Source organism: Gordonia sp. 852002-50816_SCH5313054-c (assembly GCF_001665925.1).
GTDB classification, from domain to species: domain Bacteria; phylum Actinomycetota; class Actinomycetes; order Mycobacteriales; family Mycobacteriaceae; genus Gordonia; species Gordonia jacobaea.
This window is the reverse complement of record NZ_LZTE01000034.1, coordinates 38339-57145: the sequence shown is the minus strand read 5'-3', so window position 1 is coordinate 57145 and position 18807 is coordinate 38339. Positions and strand designations below refer to the sequence as shown.

The following is an 18807-nucleotide window of genomic DNA, read 5'->3' as shown; positions in this document are numbered from 1 at the left end:
CACCTTTTCGACTAGGCGCCGCGCGCTCCCGCAGTTCCTCGCCACCCGCCGATGAGGTGAATGGTGTGATAGATGAGCAGCGCGCACACCGCGCCGATCGCGATGCCGCCGAAGCTCACGTCGCCGATGGTCCAACTGAAGTCTGCGATGGCGATGATCAGCGGAATCGCGGCGCTGAACTGGTTGATCGGTCGGGAGAAGTCGACGCGGTTGGTCACCCAGATGTGCACACCGATGATGGCGACAAGGCCATAGAGCGCAGTGGTGATGCCTCCGAGGACTCCGGAGGGAACCGACGCGATCACGGCACCGATCTTCGGACACAGTCCCAAGATGATCGCCGCGGCAGCGGCGACCCAGTACGCCGCAGTCGAATACACCTTGGTCGCGGCCATGACACCGATGTTCTCGGCATATGTCGTGGTCGCCGACCCTCCGCCCGAGCCGGCGATCATCGTCGACAGTCCGTCGGCGAACAACGCCCTGCCCATCCGGTCGTCGAAGTTCGCTCCGGTCATCATCGCGACGGACTTCACGTGCCCGATGTTCTCGACCACCAGCACGAGGACCACGGGTAAGAACGTCGGGATCACCGAGAGGTGGAACGTCGGAGTGTGGAACTCGGGCAGGCCGATCCAACTCGCGGTGTGGATGGCGCTTGTGTCCACCTCGTCGCGGATCAACGCCACCACATAGCCGATCACCACGCTCAACACGATGGCGAGTCGTCCGAGCAGTCCACGCAACAACGCGATCGACAACACCAGCAGCACCAGGACGATCGTCGCGGTCACGGGCTGCTTCTCGAAGTTCGCCTTTGCCGACGGCGCAAGGTTGAGGCCGATCAACGCCACGATCGTTCCGGTGACGATCGGCGGCATCACGAGGTCGATCCACCGGACACCCGCGAAGTGCACAATGACGCCGATCAACGCCAGCAGCGCACCCACCACGACGATCCCGCCGAGTGCCGACGATTGCCCATTCGACGCCGTGGCCGCGAGTACCGGCGCGATGATCGCGAAGCTCGAGCCGAGATAGCTCGGCAACCGGTTGCCCGTGATGATCAGGAACAGTGCGGTACCGATGCCCGAGAACAACAGTGTTGTGGCGGGCGGGAATCCGGTGAGCACCGGGACGAGGAACGTCGAACCGAACATCGCGACGACATGCTGCAGGCCGATACTCACCGTCTTCGGCCACGACAGCCGCTCCCCCGGTGAGACCACGTCGTCGACATCGACGCGCGTCCATCCCATGTGGTCGGCCAGTCGTCGCGACGTCGTGGTGGCGCCGGAGCTCCCGCGCTCGCTCCCTCCACCATTGTCGCCGTCGCCCCTTCCGCTATCGCCACCGCCATCACGAGTTTCGTCGTTACGCACGAGAATCAGTCTGCGCGATCACAGAGCGCGACGCCGGGTTTACCGGCATACCGGGACCGGCGACCGCACCTGACCGGGCACCGATCAGACCGGTAACCCACTGTCGGACAGCACCTTTGCGTTGACAGCCGCCTCCCAGCGTCGCCGCAGGGCGCGGTCAGCGGAGCTCCATAGTGTTCTCCTCGTCGGCAACGCCGCCGGCAGGAAGTCACGAAGGAGATCCCATGCCTATCAATAACGGGTCGCAGCAGAACAACAACGGCCCGCGACAGGCCCCTGCCCCGCAGCCGCCGCGTCGCCGTCGTCGGCAGCGCTTCTGGAATCCGCGCGCACACCGCTGGGACTGGCGCTGGGTCTACTGACCTTCCGGCCCTACTGGAGCCGACACGGACGTCCGACGCCGCCAGGCGTGTCACCGACGCCCGCGTCGGCTCCTGGTCTCATGCCCGCTGACTCCCGTGCCCGCCGATTCCCGTGCCTACCGATTCCCATGCCTACCGATACAGAAGGACGTTCGATGAACGCGCGACAAGCTTTTCGACGTTTCTCTCCCGCAGTACGAGGCGAGGCCAGACGATTCGCACTCGCGGGAACTCTGCTCGGCATCGCCGCGGCATGCGAGGTGGTTGCCGTCTTCGTGCTCGCAGACGTCATCGACGGCGCGCTCGACTCCAACAGCGTCACCACATTCGCGCGCCTTGCGCTCATCTGGCTCCTCATCACTGCAATCTCCTGCGGCGGAGACTATTTCGGTCAGGTCGTGTCCGTTGGCATCTCCGAGCGGGTGGTGCTACGGCTCCGCGATCAGCTCTTCGACCATGTGCAACGCCTTCATCCTGTGCAGCACCGCCGACTGGGCCTTGGCAACCTCGTCACCCGACACACCGGCGATCTCGAAGCAGTCGAGTACCTGATCGGGACGGGAGTGATGCAGTTCGTGATCGCGCTGGCCCACACCATCGGGTTGGTCGTCGCGGCGCTCATCATGAGCTGGCAGGTCGCGCTCGTCGCTCTGGCTGCGGTCCCGGCGCTATGGGGTCTCTCGGCGTTCTTCGCGCGTCGGCAAGAACGCGTCACCCGCGACGAACGCGGCGCCAACAGCGACATCGCCGACTCCGTCGAAACCGCACTCCTCGGCCACGAGACGGCCGTCGCCTACAACCAGCAGGGACGTGAACACGCTCGACTCCACCGGCACGGAGTCACCTGGATGAGCGCCCGCCTGGCGCAGACGCGCGTCGAGGCCGGACTCGGCGGCATCTTGAGCTTCGGGCAGGTCGTGGTCACGCTGGCCATCGCGATCGTGGGCGTCTGGCAGGTCCGTCAGGGCCAGCTCAGCGTCGGCGGCCTACTCGCCCTCACCGGCTACCTCGGGATGCTCTATCCCAAGATGCAGGAGCTCGCCGACATCCGGATCGCCATCGCATCGGCGGTGATCAGCGCCGAGCGTGTTGCCGAGGTCCTCGACGTCGCGCCCGTCGAACGCGTCGAAACCCCCACGGCCCGCACGTCGGTCCGATCTCCACTACGTCCGACGACGCCGGTCGGTATCGCGCTGCGCGACGTCACACTCGCGCGCGAGCACCAGACGGTCCTCGACGCCGTGGACCTCGACCTCGCGCCGGGCACCATCACCGCACTGATCGGACCGAGCGGCGTCGGAAAGTCGACGCTGGCGTCGCTGCTGTGCCGCTTCGAACATCCCGACTCCGGGCACCTGAGCATTGGCGACGTCGACTACGACGACCTGACCGGCGCTTGGATTCGCGATCACATCACGCTGCTTCCGCAGCAGCCGATCATCAAGGGCGCCAACATCTCCGACAACATCGCCTACGGGCGGCCGGACGCGACGCGAGAAGAGATCATCGCCGCCGCGGTCGCCGCCGACGCCGACGAGTTCATCCGCAGGCTTCCCGAGGGCTACGACGCCCGGCTCGACGACGGCGGCCTCACGCTCTCCGGTGGTCAGCGGCAACGTATCGCGATCGCCCGTGCGATGCTCCGCAATACCCCCGCGCTCATCCTCGACGAACCGACGTCGGGTCTCGACGCCGCGACCACGAGCCGGATCCTCGACCCCCTCCGGCGGCTCGCTGACGGCCGCACCACGCTGCTCATCACGCACGACACTCGGGTCACCGCGATCGCCGACCGCATCGTCGAACTCCGTGACGGGCATCTGTACGACCTGAGCCGGTGGATGGAACCGGAGAACGCACCAGCGTGACGCGATAGTGCACACGCATCCGACCTGTATGTATGCGGGAGATACACCCGGCCGGCTATGCAACAACAACCCTATGCACACTATTGCATAGTGCGTAGGTGCATTGGTACGGTCGAGTCGTGGCACTCGAACACGCGATCATGGTGTCGCTCTCCGAACGCCCGGGCACCGGCTACGAGATCGGCAGGCAATTCGACCGGTCGATCGGCTACTTCTGGTCGGCGACGCACCAGCAGATCTATCGCACACTGGGCAAGCTCCACGCCGAGGGCATGGTGAGCTTCGAACCCGTCGCCCAGGAGGGCAGACCGGACAAGAAGGTCTACACACTCTCCGACGCGGGCCGTCAGGCACTGCGCGAGTGGGTTTCGTCGCCGACGCCCATGCGACAACTCCGCGACGACCTCGGACTCAAGATCCGAGCAGCAGAGCACGCCGACCTCACCGACGTCATCGACGAACTCCGCAGGCACCGCGCCGAACACCTTGCGCGACTGCACCTTTACCAGTCGTTCGAGAAGGACGACTACCCCGATCCGCAGGCACTGACCGGCCGTCGCCTCCATCAGTACCTGGTACTCCGCGGCGGCGTACGCATCGAAGAAGGCTTTGTCGGTTGGTGCGACGAAGTCATCGCCGCGCTCGACGCCGAGCAGCGTCGAACAGCCACCGCGTCGACGCCATCCGTCGGCAACGAGTCCTGATCACCAACCCACCCCACCCCCGACGACCCAGGAGAACGCAGATGTCAGCCCCATCCGCGAATACCAGCTCGAGCCAACCGAATCCGTATTATCCGCGTCTGTTCGAGCCCCTCACCGTCGGTGGGATGACGTTGCGCAATCGCATCGTCATGGGGTCGATGCACACCGGTCTCGAAGACCGCGTGTGGGACACCGACAAGCTGGGCGCGTACTACGCCGAGCGCGCACGCGGCGGTGCCGGCCTGATCATCACGGGCGGCTTCGCGGTCAGTCGCACCGGCCAGCTCCTGCCTTTCGCGGGCAAGATGACCAACGTGCTCGACGCCAAACGGCATCAGCGCGTCACCCGCGCGGTGCACGACGCGGGCGGAAAGATTGCCATGCAACTCCTCCAGGCGGGCCGTTATGGCTACACGCCACTCAAAGTTGCTCCGGGAAGCGAGAATTCGCCCATCCACCCGTTCAAGAACCTGCCGATGCCCGAGTCGGTCATCCGGCACGTGATCCGCTCGTACGGACAGGCCGCGAAGCTCGCGCGTCAGGCTGGTTACGACGCCGTCGAGATCATGGGCGGCGAGGGCTACCTGGTCAACCAGTTCTTGTGCCCGCACACCAACGACCGCACCGACAAGTGGGGCGGCTCCACCGAGAACCGGCAACGCTTTCTGGTGGAAGTGATCACCGAGATCCGACGCCGCGTCCCCCGCGACTTCCCGGTCATCCTTCGGCAGTCGATCGCCGACTTCGTCAAGGGCGGACAGACCTGGGACGAGATCGCCCTCATGGCACGCAAGGCCGAGGCGCTCGGCGTCGACGCGATCAACACCGACATCGGATGGCACGAAGCCGGCGTGCCGACCATCGTCACCTCGGTGCCGCGCGCGGCGTTCGTCAAGTTCACCGAGCGACTCCGCGACGAGGTCTCGATCCCGCTGATCGCGAGCAACCGCATCAACACCCCGGAGGTGGCGGAGGAGATCCTCGACCGCGGCCGCGTCGACGCGGTGTCGATGGCTCGCCCGCTCCTGTCCGATCCCGAGTTCCCGGTGAAGGCCATGACCGGTCGCGCCGACGAGATCAACACGTGCATCGGCTGCAACCAGGCGTGCCTCGACCACGCGTTCGTCGGGAAGAAGGTGTCGTGCCTGCTCAATCCGCGTGCCGGACGTGAGACCACGCTGACCCTCGGCGCGACACGTCGGGCACGCAAGGTCGCGGTCATCGGCGCCGGACCGGCCGGACTGTCGGCCGCGGTGACCGCCGCACAACGCGGCCACCGGGTCGAGCTCTTCGAGGCCGGCTCGACGATCGGCGGCCAATTCTCCATCGCCGCACGGATTCCCGGTAAAGAGGAGTTCGCCGAGACGCTGCGCTACTACACCCGGCAGCTCGAGCTCAACAACGTCCGCGTTCATCTCGAACAGCGCGTCGACGCCGAGCACATCATCGCCGAGGGTTTCGACGAGGTGATCGTCGCCACCGGCGTCACCCCACGCATCCCCGACATCCCCGGTGTCGATCACCCGATGGTCATGTCGTACGCCGAGGCAGTGCTCGGCCACCGCGAGATCGGCAAGCGTGTCGCGGTGATCGGCGCGGGCGGCATCGGTTTCGACATCACCGAATTCCTCACCGTCGACGACTCGCCCTCCCTGAACCTGAAGGAATGGGAACAGGAATGGGGCGTCAGCGAAGACCTCGACGTTCCCGGCTTCCTCACCACGCCCCGACCGCTACCCGCAACGCGCGAGGTCTTCCTGGTGCAACGCAAGCGCGGCAAGCAGGGCAAGACACTCGGCAAGACCACCGGGTGGGTACATCGGGCGAGTGTGAAAATGAAAGGTGTCGAACAGATCTCGGGTGCAACCTACGACAAGATCGACGACGCCGGACTCCACCTGAGTTTTCACGACGACGACGGCTCGGTCCGTGAGACGCGCCTCCTCGAGGTCGACAACGTGGTCATCTGCGCGGGACAGGAGTCCGTCCGCGACCTCGTCGACCCGCTGACCGTGGCGGGCATCCGAACGCACGTCATCGGTGGCGCCGACCTGGCCGCCGAGCTCGACGCCAAGCGCGCGATCCGTCAGGGCACGGAGGTCGCAGCGGGTATCGAGTAAACCGCTACCAATCGATCGACACCCAGACCGATTCGACGTACGTGCAGCCGCAAAACTGAGAAGCTGTGTGGGTCGCACGTCCGTCGATCGAAGGAGTGGCATGGCGTCTCCGTTTGCCGAGCGGCGCTGGGGCTCGACGTCGAGTCCGCTGCGCGGCCCGATGACCGCTCTCGCGAAGACGAGCGTCGGCTCGTGGGTGGTGCGTCGATCGGCCGGTGTCGACCGGCGTGTCCTGCATGCCTCGAAGGGTCGGTTCACCGTACTGGGGCCGATCGGGGCCCCCACGCTGCTGTTGACAACCACCGGCGCAAAGTCCGGACTGTCGCGGACATCGCCGCTGCTCTACGCCCGCGAGGGCGACGACATCTTCGTCGTCGGGTCCAATTTCGGCCAGGAACGCCATCCCGCCTGGACGGCCAACCTCCTCGCCAACCCCGCCTGCACGGTCAATACAGCCGGCGTCGAGGTCGACGCCGTCGCGACGCTTCTCGACGGCCCCGAGCGCGAACGGATCTACCGCCTCTTCGAGAGCGACGTCACCGACGTGTACTCGGTCTACCGCGATCGCACCGATCGCGAGATCAGGGTGTTCCGACTCTCGGCGAGCTGACCGGCGCACAGCCACGCGACCGGTTCGCGATCGAGCCACGCCGGCGGCGCTACCATGACCGCCATGCCCATTGCGTCTCCCGTCGTGTCCGCACGCGCCGTCGTCACCGGCGCGTCCTCCGGAATCGGAATGGAACTCGCCCGCGAACTCGCCAGGCGCGGGCACTCACTGATCGTCGTGGCGCGTCGCGGGGACATCCTCGAAGAGCTCGCAGTCGAGCTGCGCACGCAACACGACGTGCAGGTCGAGGTACGACCGAGCGACCTATCGGATCCGACTGCCGTCGAGATCCTCTCCGCAGAACTCGCCCAGCGTGAGGTCTCGGTGCTCTGCAACAACGCGGGCATCGCCACCTTCGGTCCGGTCGCCGAGCTCGACGCCGACTACGAGCGCGCCCAGGTCCGGCTCAACGTCAACGCCGTGCATGACCTGACCCTCGCGGTGCTCCCCCAGATGGTTGCTCGCGGCTCGGGCGGCATCCTCATGGTCGGCTCGGCAGCTGGCAACATGCCGATCCCCAACAACGCCACCTACGCGGCGTCGAAAGCCTTCGTGAACACTTTCAGCGAGTCGCTGCGTGGCGAAGTCGGCGGTTCGGGTGTCCACGTCACCCTGCTCGCGCCAGGACCTGTTCGTACTCAGACACCGGACCCCGAGGACGCGTCGATCGTCGACAAGATGGTGCCCGGCTTTCTGTGGCACGACAGCGCGGAGGTCGCCAAGATGAGCCTGGATGCGTTGGAGCACAACAAGATGCGCGTTGTGCCCGGTACCCTGTCGAAGGCAATGTCGGTCGCGGGCGGATACAGTCCGCGAGCGCTCGTCGCTCCCATCGTCGGCACGTTCTACAAGCGACTCGGACCCGAGTCCTAGGAACCCCGATGCCACTCGAAGAGCTGCTCCGCATCGGCACGCCGCGCCCGATCGTGCGGTGGGGCGACCCTGTCCTGCATACGCCTGCCCGTTCGGTGACCGACTTCGACGACGATCTCCAGCATCTGATCGCCGACATGTTCGCCACCAATACCGCGGCACCGGGTGCGGGTCTTGCCGCGGCCCAGATCGGCGTTGACCTCGCCGTATTCGTCTACGACTGCGGCGACGAGACAGGCAGGCGACGTACGGGCGTGATCTGCAATCCCGAGCTCGAACTCCCCGAGGGCCGCGACAGGGAACTCGCGACGCTGGGCGAGGGATGTCTCTCGCTGCCGGGTGCCCATGAGGATCTCGCCCGTCCGAAGGTCGCGACGTGTCGAGGCGTCGACCAATTCGGCCAACCGGTCACCGTGACAGCGGGCGGGATACTCGGCCGCTGTCTACAGCACGAGACCGACCACACGTGCGGCATGGTGTTCGGCGATCGCCTGACCGCCAAGGCTCGCAAACGACTCTTCCGCGACGCCGATGAGGTTGCCGATCGGTATCCCGACGACTGGCCCGTGTCATCGATGCTGTGATTCGACTTGCGATGACCGGCTCCGCCCTTACCGGGACAATTCGAGAATCTGATAGTTAGCCAAATCACACAGTGCTAGTTTCTGAGAACTTACTCATAGGTAGGTGCTGACTTGTTCTCAGGAGGTCTCATGCGTCGCTTCATCCGTCTACGTCGGACAGTCATCACGGCCGCAACGCTATCTGCAACTGCCGCAGCCGTTTTCGCCACTTCCGCACACGTGGAGGCGGCCCCTTCGCTCTACATCAACCACAAGCACACGACGGTGACCACTCACCTCAAGAATCTGGGCGTCGACGTGGTCTTCACAACCACGGAGCGGACGAAAGCCGAGTCGATGCCACCGTTCACACTGGAATCCAAGATCGAGCCGGCACAGACACGTGCCGCATGGAGACTGGCCGACCTACGCATCGCGACGCTGCAGATCAAGATGATCCCCGACGGACCAGCGACCGGAAACGCCACGCCGACGGGCCAGGGACCGATGGACGTCAAGGTCACTCAGAAGCTCGACATTCAGATCCAGCGGATCGAACCGCTCGGGATCAAGGAGTTCAATCTCGTCGGGGCTCCGTGTACGACGAGCACCCCTGCTGAACTGGTGCTGACCGGCCAAATCCCCTTCTCCGAGGAGGAGGGCACCGACTTCTTCGCACCCCTCACCCTCAAGGGCGATCTGACCATCCCACCGCTGGCAGGCTGCGGCGCACTCACGCCGTTGCTCAATCCCATCGCGTCCGGGCCGGGCAATGCGGTGACGGTCGAACTGAAGGAGTGACGCTCAGGCGGTGCCGGGCGTCCTCAGCGTCGACGACGCCCGGTACCGAAGATGGCTCGGCTGAACTCGCGGCCGGCCTGGCTGGCAGCGTTACGTAGGAAGCTCTGCATCGGCTGGCTCGTCAGGATTTCGGTGATCATGCCTGGCTCTTCGGGCGCGGGAGCGGGCACAGGTGCCGGCGTCGGCGCAGGTGCCTGTGCGGGCGGAGTCGGTGCCGGGGCGTCGGGTGACTCGCCCGGCGAGAGCATCTTCGCGGCAAGCTTCTCGTATGCCGACTCGTTGTCGACCGCCGTGCCGTAGGTCTGATAGAGCGGGCTCGCCTTCGCCGCTGCCGTGATCTCTTCTGCCGCAACAGCTTCCATCGACGACCGGGGCGCACGAATGACCGTCCACGCGACCGGCGTCGGGGCACCCTTCTCCGACAGCACGGTCACGATCGCCTCGCCGGTCCCCAGAGACGTCAGTGCCTGATCGAGCTTGTAGACGTCCGATACCGGATAGGTCTTGACCGTCTTGCTGAGTGCCTTCTGATCGTCGGGGGTGAATGCGCGCAGCGCGTGCTGGACTCGCGCGCCCAATTGGGACAGCACATCGTTGGGAATGTCGGTCGGCAACTGCGAACAGAAGAACACACCGACACCCTTGGACCGGATCAACTTGACCGTCTGCACCACCTGGCCGATAAAGGCTTTCGACGCGTCGTTGAACAGCAGATGCGACTCGTCGAAGATGAAGACGAGCTTGGGCTTGTCGACGTCGCCCACCTCGGGCAGGAACTCGAACAGGTCGGCCAGGATCCACATGAGGAACGTGGAGAACAGCACCGGGTTGGCGGCTTGGTCTCCCAGCTCGAACAGTGTGATGATGCCGCGGCCGTCCGGCGCGAGCCGCAGCAGGTCCTTCGGATTGAGCTCGGGCTCACCGAAGAACGTATCGCCGCCTGCCGCTTCGAGATTCGTCAGTGCACGCAGAATGACTCCCGCGGTCTGCGTGGAGACGCCGCCGATCGCCTTGAGTTCTGGCTTACCCTCGTCGCTGGTCAGGTAGGCGATCACCGACCGGATGTCTTTGAGGTCGAGCAGGGCCAGCCCGTTCTTGTCGGCCCAGTGGAAGATCAGGCCCAGCGTCGACTCCTGAGTTTCGTTGAGTCCCAACACCTTGCTGAGCAGAATCGGCCCGAAGGCAGTGATGGTCGCGCGTATCGGCACCCCGATCCCCTGCGATCCGAGTGACACGAACTCGACCGGGTACGCCGTCGGCGACCAGTCGTCGCCGGTCTGTGACGCCCGTGAGGTGATCCTGTCGTTGGACACCCCCGGTCGGCTCAGCCCCGACAGGTCGCCCTTGATGTCGGCCATCACAACCGGAACGCCGTTGGCCGACAACTGTTCTGCGATGAGCTGCAAAGTCTTGGTTTTACCCGTGCCCGTCGCCCCGGCCACCAACCCGTGACGGTTCATCATCGCCAGCGGGATACGAACCTTGGCTGTCGAATCGACCTGGCCGTCGACCGATACCGTGCCGAGTTCAAGCGCAGTCGAATCGAACTGGTAGCCCTGCGCGATCGTCTGGGCGGCCTGGGTGGGATCGGTCACGAACATGTCCTTCCGGCGGTTGATTGACTGAGCACGACATCGGTCGAAGCACTGGCAGTCGGTGCACTACAGCAAACAATAGCCGTGGAACGCCGCCCGCTAAGGTTGATGCGTGCAGGACAAACTGGTGTGGATCGATTGCGAAATGACCGGCCTCGATCTCGAGAAGGACAAACTGATCGAGATCGCCGCCCTCGTCACCGATAGTGAGCTCAACATTCTGGGCGACGGCGTCGACGTGGTCATCCACGCCGACGACGCCGACCTCGAGTCGATGCCTGACGTCGTGACCAAAATGCACGCCGACTCGGGGCTGACCGAAGAAGTCCGACGCTCGACCATCACCGTCCCGGAGGCCGAGGCAATGGTCCTCGACTACATCCGCGCGCACGTGACGACGGCGGGCGCAGTCCCCCTTGCAGGCAACTCCATCGCGACCGACCGGGGCTTCATCGCTCGGGACATGCCGGAACTCGACGCCTACCTGCACTACCGCATGGTCGACGTCAGCTCGATCAAAGAACTCACTCGACGCTGGTACCCGCGCATCTACTTCAATCAGCCCGAGAAGGGCCTCGCGCACCGTGCCCTCGCCGACATCCGCGAGTCCATCCGCGAACTCCGGTATTACCGCGCTGCGGCCTTCGTCCCCGACCCAGGCCCCGACGTCGATACCCTCGCGACGATCGTCAAAGACCTCGGACCGGCCTGAACGCACAGGTCAGTCAACCGATTGGAGTTCGGAGCGTCCGAACCGCTAGAGTATGACCTTGGCTCTGGGACCCAGTGTTCTTCCTGGGTTTCCGATGCCGATGGTGAGCGTAGTTCAGTTGGTAGAGCACCAGGTTGTGATCCTGGCTGTCGCGGGTTCGAGTCCCGTCGCTCACCCCAAAAGAACGAGGTTCAGACCTGCGACAGGGAAATCCCTGTCCGGGTTTGGACCTCGTTTTTCGTTTCTGCGACTTCGGCGGATCTGGACGCCGGCCGTGCCAGAGACCAAATCAAGCACCCGTGTACGAGTATCCGGCTATGCTAACCCGTATCTCCCCGTACGAGATAGGAGTTGGTCTACGTGAGCGCGACGGACCACACCGGTGCTGCGATGAGCAGGGAAGGCCGTCCCAGCAACCAACGCGCCGATGCCCAACGCAACCGCGGCGCGATCTTAATGGCCACTCCCATCGCTCTACGTAAGAATCCCGACGCTTCCATCGCGGACATCGCAGCCGAAGCCGGCGTCGGCCGGATGACCCTCTATGGGCACTTCAAGACCCGCGCGGAGCTCATCGAGGCGGCCGTGGTCGAGAGTCTGAAGCGAGGCGACGACGTGCTCTCCGAAGTGCCGCTCGACGATGATCCCGCCGAGGCCCTCGGCCGCCTCGTCGAATCCAGTTGGACACTCGTCGATCAGGCCCGTGGTCTCCTCGCCGCCGCCCAGAAGGAACTGCCTGCTGCTCGAATCCGCGAGCTGCACGAGACGGTTGAAGCACGCATGCGCAACCTGCTGGAAAGAGGGCAGCGAGAAGGCAGGTTCCGGGATGACCTGCCGGTGAGCTGGCTACTGACCACCACCCACGTCGTCATCAACGCCGCCGCCGATGAGATCACCGCCGGCAGGCTTGATCCCTCGGACGCGGCTCATTTCATCAATGCCATCCTTCAACCCGCATTTGCCCCACCAGCGGACTGACGATCATGTCCCGACTCATCGACGTCCTGCCGCCGTGGCGAAGTCCGCGCTGGATCGTCCTCGGCTTCTTGATGACCAGTTTCGGGTGGGCCCCGATGATGGCGATGTCGTCCACCGCGCCCCCGACGGCACCGCTCGCCGTGGCATACGGCGCTGGACTCATCCTGTACGGGTTTGCTCTGTTGACCGTTCTGCGCAACGCGGTCGAACCCGCACCCGTGCTCGCCGCAGGTATTCAGAAGACGACGCTGCTGATCATCGTCTGCTCAGCGCTGTGGACGCCGACTCACCTGTGGACGGAGACGGGTGAAACGCCCTGGATATGGCTCGCCGGGTTCGCCATCGCCGCCTGTGCGCTGCTCACCTGGCACTGTGGCGTGATCGCGGCGGTGATACTCGGCAGCGCCGCGGCACTCGGCGGCGAAATCTTCGACGGGTCGCCGATCCCGAGCCTTCTCACGGCTCTCGGCTGTGCCCTGGCCGCGTGGGCGACATGTCATGTCCTGGTCTGGATTCACCGCCTGTGGCTGGCAGCTCAAGATGGTCGGGAGGCCCACACCGAACTCGCAGCCGCACAGGAGCGGTTACGCGTGGGCCGCGAGTTGCACGACGTGCTCGGGCGGCGTCTGACAGTCATCGCGCTCAAGGCCGAGCTCGCAGCCGATCTCGCCCGGCAAGATCCCGACCGAGCAGCTGCGGAAAGCGAGAGCATCCGTGAACTCGCGAACGGAACGCTTCACGAAGCACGACGCGCGATCCATGGAGAATCCGCCATCGATCTCCCGACTCAACTTCGGTCCGCACGGCTCGTGCTCGACTCGGCCGGAATCGACACGACGATCGACGTCGAGAAGCCAGACCTCATCCCGCCACCCATCACCAACCTTCTGGCGATGGTCGTTCGCGAGGCCGTCACAAATCTGTTGCGCCACAGCGACGCTCGTACCGCGTCGATTCTGATTTCCGCCACGACCTCCATGGTGACCATGCGGATAGTCAACGATGGGGCGGGAGGAAAAACGTCACAGACGAGCGCAGGCGGCGGAACCGGCCTCGCCGCGCTGTCGGCGCGATGCGCAGTCATGGGCGCGAGTCTGGTCGCAGGTCCCATCGGAGAGAACCGCTTCGAGCTGAGCCTGGCATCGCCCCGCGACAGCGGGAATGCGCCGTGAACGAGTCAATCCGGGTCCTCCTCGCCGAGGACGATGAGCTGATCCGGGAGGCGCTGGTGGGTCTACTCGAGCGGGAGGCCGACCTGCGCGTGGTCGCCATCGCACGCGATGGCAGGGAGGCGGTCGAACGTGCTGTGCTCCATACGCCCGAAGTCGCCGTTGTCGATCTACAGATGCCGAAATCGGATGGCCTCGGGGTCATCGGAGAGCTGCAGCGGGTACTCCCGCAGTGCGCCGGGGTGATACTCACTGGCCACGGGCACCCCAATGCTCTGCGTACCGCCCTTGCCTCCGGCGCACGAGGCTTCCTGGCCAAGGGAGCGCCCGCCACCGCCCTCGCGGATGTCGTCAGGCGAGTCCACGCGGGGCAACGCTACGTCGACCCGGTACTCGCCGCAGACGCGTTGACCATGCGACCATCACCGCTGACGGCACGTGAGACCCAGGTCCTCGCGGCCGCGCAAGAAGACCGCGCCGTCCGCGATGTCGCCCGAGAGCTTTTTCTCTCCACCGGCACCGTGCGGAACTATCTCGCGACCATCAATCGAAAACTCGGCGTCGACAATCGATCCAGCGCCTACCGAATAGCCCGCGAGAACGGGTGGGTGGATTTTGCGCCGTGAGCGCGAACACGATCTCGATTCGGCTGTGCCGCCCCGGGAATTCCGCGGAAAATTCGTGACCGATTCACGGGTTGGCCGGGCACGAGCCGGGCCGAGACTTTCGAGTATGAACACGCAAACTCATCTCGAGAATCACAGCCACCACAACGCAGGCCAGAACGGGAGCATAGGGCGCCATGTCCTGGGGCGCTGGCCTTCACTCCTCGGTCTGGCCGCTCTGTTTTTCAACGTCACGACCGGAGCAGACTCCCACGTGACCGCGATGATCATCGTCATCGCCTCCACGTGCTACCTGGCCGCGAGTGCCATCGGCCGTCAACACAGCGGTTGGGTCGTGGTCGCGGTGGCAAGCATCGCCGTCGTCCTCGCACGCCTCACCGGACTCGACCCCACCGCGACCCTGCTGGTCATGGGCGCCGGTTTCGCCGCCTTCGGCTTCCTCCGCGGCGGCAACATCGACCGCCGTGAACTCACGGCACAAACCCTGGCGTTCGGAGGATTCAGCGCACTCGCGCTCACCGCCATGGTGGTGAATCCCGTCGCCGCCCTGTATCTGGCAGCACTCGGCGCCATCGGCCACTCGGGCTGGGACGTGGTCTACTTCGTCCGAAACAAGGTTGTGCCGCGTTCACTTGCCGAGGCCTGCTTCATGCTCGACCTCGGCCTCGGCGTCGCGCTGCTTTTGATCGTCTGGTTCTGACCCTTCTGACCGGCCCCACCGGGATGCCCACACCTGACTGCCCTATGCGTGGAACCTTCGCCGCGATCGGACCCCTCGCCAACTGGTTGTGTTTCACGATCAGTTGCCATAGCCTTTAACTGATCGCGAAACACGAGCAGTTTAGAGAAAGGTGTCAACGATGAACAGTCAACCCACCGTGATCTTGGTGCCAGGCGCATGGACCGGAGCCTGGGTGTGGGAGCCAACAGCAAACGAGTTGTGCCGCAGAGGAATTGAAGCCGAGGCGGTGACCCTTCGCGGCCTCGAGACCAACCTGCCCCGGCCGGCCATCGCCGCTGTCCATCTCGAAGACCACGTCGATCAGGTCGCCGCGCTTGTCACTCGTCGCACGAATCCCGTTGTGCTCGTCGGTCATTCATATTCGTCAATGGTCACCGCTCAGGTTGCCGACCGTGTGGGTGCTCAGGTCGTCGGACTCGTTCACTTCGGAGGGTTCATGCCCGAGGATGGACGTTCCCTGCTCGACGGGTGGGGAGACTCTGCGTCGGCACGAGAGGACGAGCGCCAGGCAATCGTCGATGCGGGAGATGTATGGTTGCCACCCGAGCCACACATGCTCGAACACGAACGGGACCTCACCAATGCCGACCGGACGTTACTTGCCGAGCGATTCACGCTGCACCCGGGCCACACCGTCACCGACCCCGCGCGGCTGCATACCGCCAGTTCGGACCAGCCCACGACATACTTCACCCTGTCGCCTGAGGACATCTCGACCGCAAGCCGTGCGACGGAAACGGGTGTCCCGAAGGCATGGCGGGTCGAGCATCTCGTGAGCGGGCACTGGCCCATGCTGTCGAGGCCCGACGACGTCGTCGACCTCATCGCCCGTGAAGTCGTCCGCTACGGAGAAGGACAGGAGTGAAGCATGGCCACCACAGATCGTTCCCGATGCCCGATCAACCTCGCTGTCGAGATTCTGGGAGACCGCTGGACCTTACTTGTGCTGCGCGACATCATCTTTGCCGACCGTAGGCACTTCCGAGAACTTCTCCGCGGCTCGGAAGAGCACATCACCAGCAGCATCCTGGCCGACCGGCTCGACCGACTCACGACGGCTGGAATTCTCACCCGCGAGGACGATCCCACGCACCGACAGAAGGCCCGGTACACGCTGACGGACAAGGGCATCGACCTCGTCCCGGTCGTCGCCACCATGGCGCAGTGGGGTGCGGCTCACTGCCCGGCCGATCCGGACAAGGTCGACGTGGTCGCTGAACTCGCATACGAGCCTCCGATGGCGTGGACGCATCTCATGGACGCCCTGCGCTCCGAGCACTCACCCGGCGCCCCCATGGACTCGAAGTAATCTCCGCGCTCTGGTGGCGCGTTGCGCTTTGGCGTTCTAAAGTCTCGATCCAGGAAGATCGGCCCACCTCGTCGGCCGTTTCCGCTCAGCGATGCGGCATCGGGCGCGTCGCACAACGAATCGAGAGCGCGCATGCGACATCGGCTGGCGGCAACGGCAATTCTGAGCGCGACGATAGCGGCTGTCGCGACAGCGCCGAACGGTTCTGCCGCGACTGTTCTGACCGTCGCAGGCAATCAGCTGGTGGTCAGTACCCCGATGAGCCAGGAACTACGCGGAGACCTCTGCCGATCTCCGAATGTGTGTAAGGCCGTCGAATACCCGTCCGCGTCGATCGGTTCGGTGGCGCTCCAGCAGGGAGCCGTCAACCTGCAGAAGGCGATCGCCTCGACGTCGGGCAAGAAGATCGTGATGGCCTACTCGCAGGCCGGATACATCGTCACGATGTGGGTGGCCGCGCACGCGCACGACGCGGATGCTCCCAGCCGCGACGATCTCACGTTCGTTGTGTTCGGAAATCCGCAACGTGCGAGCGGCGGATTTTCGCGGGCGACCGGCGGGGCCTCGACTCCCAGTAAGACCGGGTATCGGGTCATCGATGTGAGTCGCGAGTACGACCTGGAGTCCGACTTCCCCACCAATCCGTTCAACGCTCTGGCCGTCGCAAACGCATTCGCGGGCTATTTGCTGATTCACACCGACTACACCGGCGTCGACATCAACGATCCCCGCAACCTGGTGAAGACGGTCGACGACACAACCTACGTGCTCGTGCCGACCGACAATCTCCCCCTCCTTCAACCCCTGCGCATGCTGGGCTTGAACGCTCTGGCAGACCAGCTCAATCCCGCGCTCAAGAAGATCGTCGACGCCGGGTACGACCGGAGCGGATTCACTCCGCAGACCACACCGGTGTTTCCACTACCCGAGGGATCGCCCACCTCGTCGTCGAGGAGCAGCAACTCTGTCACCGTCTCGAGCAAGCTCGCGACGTCGCAGCGCCCGACGGCGCTTCTGACGGCGCCGGCCCCACTCGCCGCGACCGCCCCGACCACCTACTCCCTCGCAACGACGCCGACGACGCAACCCGCGACGACCAGCACCTCGAAATCCGTTTCCGACGCGCCTTCGCAGACAACGCAAGTCACGCAATCTGAGTCCGCGAGCGCGGTCGGCAACAACGAAGCGGCCCCTGCGGCGACGCCTCACACGACCTCGGTGCCCGACGCAACCGCAGACCCCGATGCCTCAGCCAAGGACACCTCGCACACGGCAGCTGAGACCGCGGGAGCGGTGGGCGCAGCGTCGTAGCGCGGTGTTCACTTTCATGCTCTACGATCTGCACCCGTGCTGGAAGATCTGAACAAGGCCGCGAAGAAGTCGGGGCTCCACGTTGCGCCGGGCAAGAAAAAGGACACGTACTCAGTGCGAAAGTCCAAGAGCGGCAAGCTCATAGCCAAGAACATCGACGCCGACGAGGTAAAGAAGATCATCAAAGATCGCAAGTGACCTCGGCCAACCCGGGTGCGGCCATCATCAACCGAGGTGGGCCAGCATCGTCACAAGTTGGTCGTGCTCACCCGACACCTCGGAGAACCGCAGCGGCTTGACCCGCTCGACCAGTATCTCGCGCTCCGAGGTGGGCAGCAGTGTCATCACCTCGGTGAGGAACTCGTCGAGTGGCATGGCCCACTCGGCGTCGGCCTGTCCGGGCATGAGGTCTGTCTGCACGGCCGGCGGGACCAGTTCGAGGACAGCGATACCCTTGTCCGCCAATTGAATCCGAAGGCTCTCCGATAGCGAGTGGATGGCCGCCTTCGTGGCGCTGTAGGTGGGGGTGCCGACCATCGGCGTGAACGCCAGACCCGACGACACCGTGATGAACGTCGCCCCGTCCTTACCGGCCAGCGAATCGGTGAAGGCCGCGACCAGACGTAGCGGTCCCAGAATGTTTGTGTCGACCTCCAGAGCCGCGGTCTCCAGAAAGTCGGGAGTCGTGAGGTCCTCGGCCCGCATGATCCCCGACATCGCGACGACCACGTTCAGTTCCGGGAAACGTCGAGTCACCTCCGCGGCCGCGCGAGTGACGTCGTCGGTGTCGGTGGTGTCGATGCGGACCGCCTCGATCCCGGGGTGCTCGGCGACGATCTGGTCGAGAAGTTCCTTACGACGCCCGCCGATGATGACCGTGTTGCCCGCCTCCTTCAGCCTCAGCGCGAGACCAAGTCCAATGCCCGACGTCGCGCCCGCGATGAAAATGGTGTTGCCGCTTGTCTTCATGTCGTCTCCTCGTTGCCGTGTGGTCCGGCCGTGCGCCGTTCCTCGGTTCTGACTCCGAGTTCACTCCTCTCGTACGACGCCGACAAGGCACCCGATATCCGGGGACCGACGAT

The 18807-nt window shown here is 64.8% G+C and carries 20 protein-coding genes and 1 tRNA gene; 18 read left to right on the top strand and 3 right to left on the bottom strand.

The features are described 5' to 3' along the window. Nucleotides 1-11: 11 nt before the first annotated feature. Entirely contained in the window at nucleotides 12-1259 is a 1248-nt protein-coding gene (locus A5788_RS06265) for a uracil-xanthine permease family protein (RefSeq protein WP_064869788.1), read from the bottom strand. A 347-nt stretch (nucleotides 1260-1606) separates the two neighbouring features. Between A5788_RS06265 and A5788_RS24040 the strand changes: the two genes are divergently transcribed. The 8 genes from A5788_RS24040 (at nucleotide 1607) to A5788_RS06230 (ending at nucleotide 9283) form a co-directional block, all read left to right on the top strand. After that, the gene (locus A5788_RS24040) at nucleotides 1607-1744 is read left to right on the top strand and encodes a hypothetical protein (protein ID WP_197494509.1); all 138 of its coding nucleotides are present in this window, start codon (nucleotides 1607-1609) and stop codon (nucleotides 1742-1744) included. Between the two features lie 155 nt (nucleotides 1745-1899). Further along, complete coding sequence (locus A5788_RS06260) at nucleotides 1900-3612, top strand: ABC transporter ATP-binding protein (protein WP_064869786.1); 1713 nt, start codon at nucleotides 1900-1902, stop codon at nucleotides 3610-3612. A gap of 119 nt (nucleotides 3613-3731) precedes the next feature. Continuing rightward, complete coding sequence (locus A5788_RS06255) at nucleotides 3732-4316, top strand: PadR family transcriptional regulator (protein ID WP_064869784.1); 585 nt, start codon at nucleotides 3732-3734, stop codon at nucleotides 4314-4316. Between the two features lie 41 nt (nucleotides 4317-4357). Next, nucleotides 4358-6436, top strand: coding sequence for an NADPH-dependent 2,4-dienoyl-CoA reductase (locus A5788_RS06250; protein WP_064869782.1), 2079 nt, complete (start codon nucleotides 4358-4360; stop codon nucleotides 6434-6436). A gap of 100 nt (nucleotides 6437-6536) precedes the next feature. After that, nucleotides 6537-7046 (top strand): nitroreductase/quinone reductase family protein, encoded by a 510-nt coding sequence (locus tag A5788_RS06245; RefSeq protein WP_005207782.1) that lies wholly within the window; start codon nucleotides 6537-6539, stop codon nucleotides 7044-7046. Nucleotides 7047-7100: 54 nt separating this feature from the next. Next, nucleotides 7101-7919: a mycolate reductase gene (cmrA, locus tag A5788_RS06240; protein WP_387316088.1), complete on the top strand. Its 819-nt coding sequence runs from the start codon at nucleotides 7101-7103 to the stop codon at nucleotides 7917-7919. An 8-nt stretch (nucleotides 7920-7927) separates the two neighbouring features. After that, the gene (gene def, locus A5788_RS06235) at nucleotides 7928-8503 is read left to right on the top strand and encodes a peptide deformylase (RefSeq protein WP_064869780.1); all 576 of its coding nucleotides are present in this window, start codon (nucleotides 7928-7930) and stop codon (nucleotides 8501-8503) included. Between the two features lie 129 nt (nucleotides 8504-8632). Further along, nucleotides 8633-9283 carry a hypothetical protein gene (locus tag A5788_RS06230; RefSeq protein ID WP_156525454.1) on the top strand — a complete coding sequence of 217 codons (651 nt, stop codon included), beginning with the start codon at nucleotides 8633-8635 and terminating at the stop codon, nucleotides 9281-9283. A 23-nt stretch (nucleotides 9284-9306) separates the two neighbouring features. On the opposite strand, the gene A5788_RS06225 is transcribed toward A5788_RS06230, so the two are convergent. Continuing rightward, nucleotides 9307-10878 (bottom strand): helicase HerA-like domain-containing protein, encoded by a 1572-nt coding sequence (locus A5788_RS06225; RefSeq protein WP_064869910.1) that lies wholly within the window; start codon nucleotides 10876-10878, stop codon nucleotides 9307-9309. A gap of 112 nt (nucleotides 10879-10990) precedes the next feature. Between A5788_RS06225 and orn the strand changes: the two genes are divergently transcribed. The 10 genes from orn (at nucleotide 10991) to A5788_RS24035 (ending at nucleotide 17923) form a co-directional block, all read left to right on the top strand. Beyond that, on the top strand, nucleotides 10991-11590 hold the full coding sequence (gene orn / locus A5788_RS06220) for an oligoribonuclease (protein WP_049700886.1): 600 nt from the start codon (nucleotides 10991-10993) through the stop codon (nucleotides 11588-11590). A gap of 103 nt (nucleotides 11591-11693) precedes the next feature. After that, nucleotides 11694-11769: transfer RNA gene (locus tag A5788_RS06215), tRNA-His, on the top strand. Nucleotides 11770-11950: 181 nt separating this feature from the next. After that, nucleotides 11951-12568, top strand: a complete 618-nt coding sequence (locus A5788_RS06210) for a TetR/AcrR family transcriptional regulator (RefSeq protein WP_231894178.1) — start codon at nucleotides 11951-11953, stop codon at nucleotides 12566-12568. Between the two features lie 5 nt (nucleotides 12569-12573). Then, nucleotides 12574-13740, top strand: coding sequence for a sensor histidine kinase (locus tag A5788_RS06205; RefSeq protein WP_064869776.1), 1167 nt, complete (start codon nucleotides 12574-12576; stop codon nucleotides 13738-13740). Next, nucleotides 13737-14363: a response regulator transcription factor gene (locus A5788_RS06200; protein ID WP_064869774.1), complete on the top strand. Its 627-nt coding sequence runs from the start codon at nucleotides 13737-13739 to the stop codon at nucleotides 14361-14363. Before A5788_RS06205 ends, A5788_RS06200 begins: the two co-directional genes overlap by 4 nt. 106 nt (nucleotides 14364-14469) lie before the next feature. Next, the gene (locus A5788_RS06195) at nucleotides 14470-15063 is read left to right on the top strand and encodes a hypothetical protein (RefSeq protein WP_064869772.1); all 594 of its coding nucleotides are present in this window, start codon (nucleotides 14470-14472) and stop codon (nucleotides 15061-15063) included. A gap of 160 nt (nucleotides 15064-15223) precedes the next feature. Then, the gene (locus A5788_RS06190) at nucleotides 15224-15970 is read left to right on the top strand and encodes an alpha/beta hydrolase (protein ID WP_082937944.1); all 747 of its coding nucleotides are present in this window, start codon (nucleotides 15224-15226) and stop codon (nucleotides 15968-15970) included. A 3-nt stretch (nucleotides 15971-15973) separates the two neighbouring features. Beyond that, nucleotides 15974-16414, top strand: coding sequence for a winged helix-turn-helix transcriptional regulator (locus A5788_RS06185; protein WP_064869768.1), 441 nt, complete (start codon nucleotides 15974-15976; stop codon nucleotides 16412-16414). Between the two features lie 132 nt (nucleotides 16415-16546). Next, a complete protein-coding gene (locus tag A5788_RS06180; protein WP_064869766.1) occupies nucleotides 16547-17725 on the top strand; it encodes a PE-PPE domain-containing protein in 1179 nt (392 codons plus the stop codon). A 36-nt stretch (nucleotides 17726-17761) separates the two neighbouring features. Continuing rightward, nucleotides 17762-17923 (top strand): hypothetical protein, encoded by a 162-nt coding sequence (locus tag A5788_RS24035; RefSeq protein WP_197494508.1) that lies wholly within the window; start codon nucleotides 17762-17764, stop codon nucleotides 17921-17923. A gap of 27 nt (nucleotides 17924-17950) precedes the next feature. Here A5788_RS24035 and A5788_RS06175 read toward each other — a convergent pair whose 3' ends face one another. Beyond that, complete coding sequence (locus A5788_RS06175) at nucleotides 17951-18694, bottom strand: SDR family oxidoreductase (protein ID WP_064869764.1); 744 nt, start codon at nucleotides 18692-18694, stop codon at nucleotides 17951-17953. Between the last annotated feature and the right edge of the window lie 113 nt (nucleotides 18695-18807).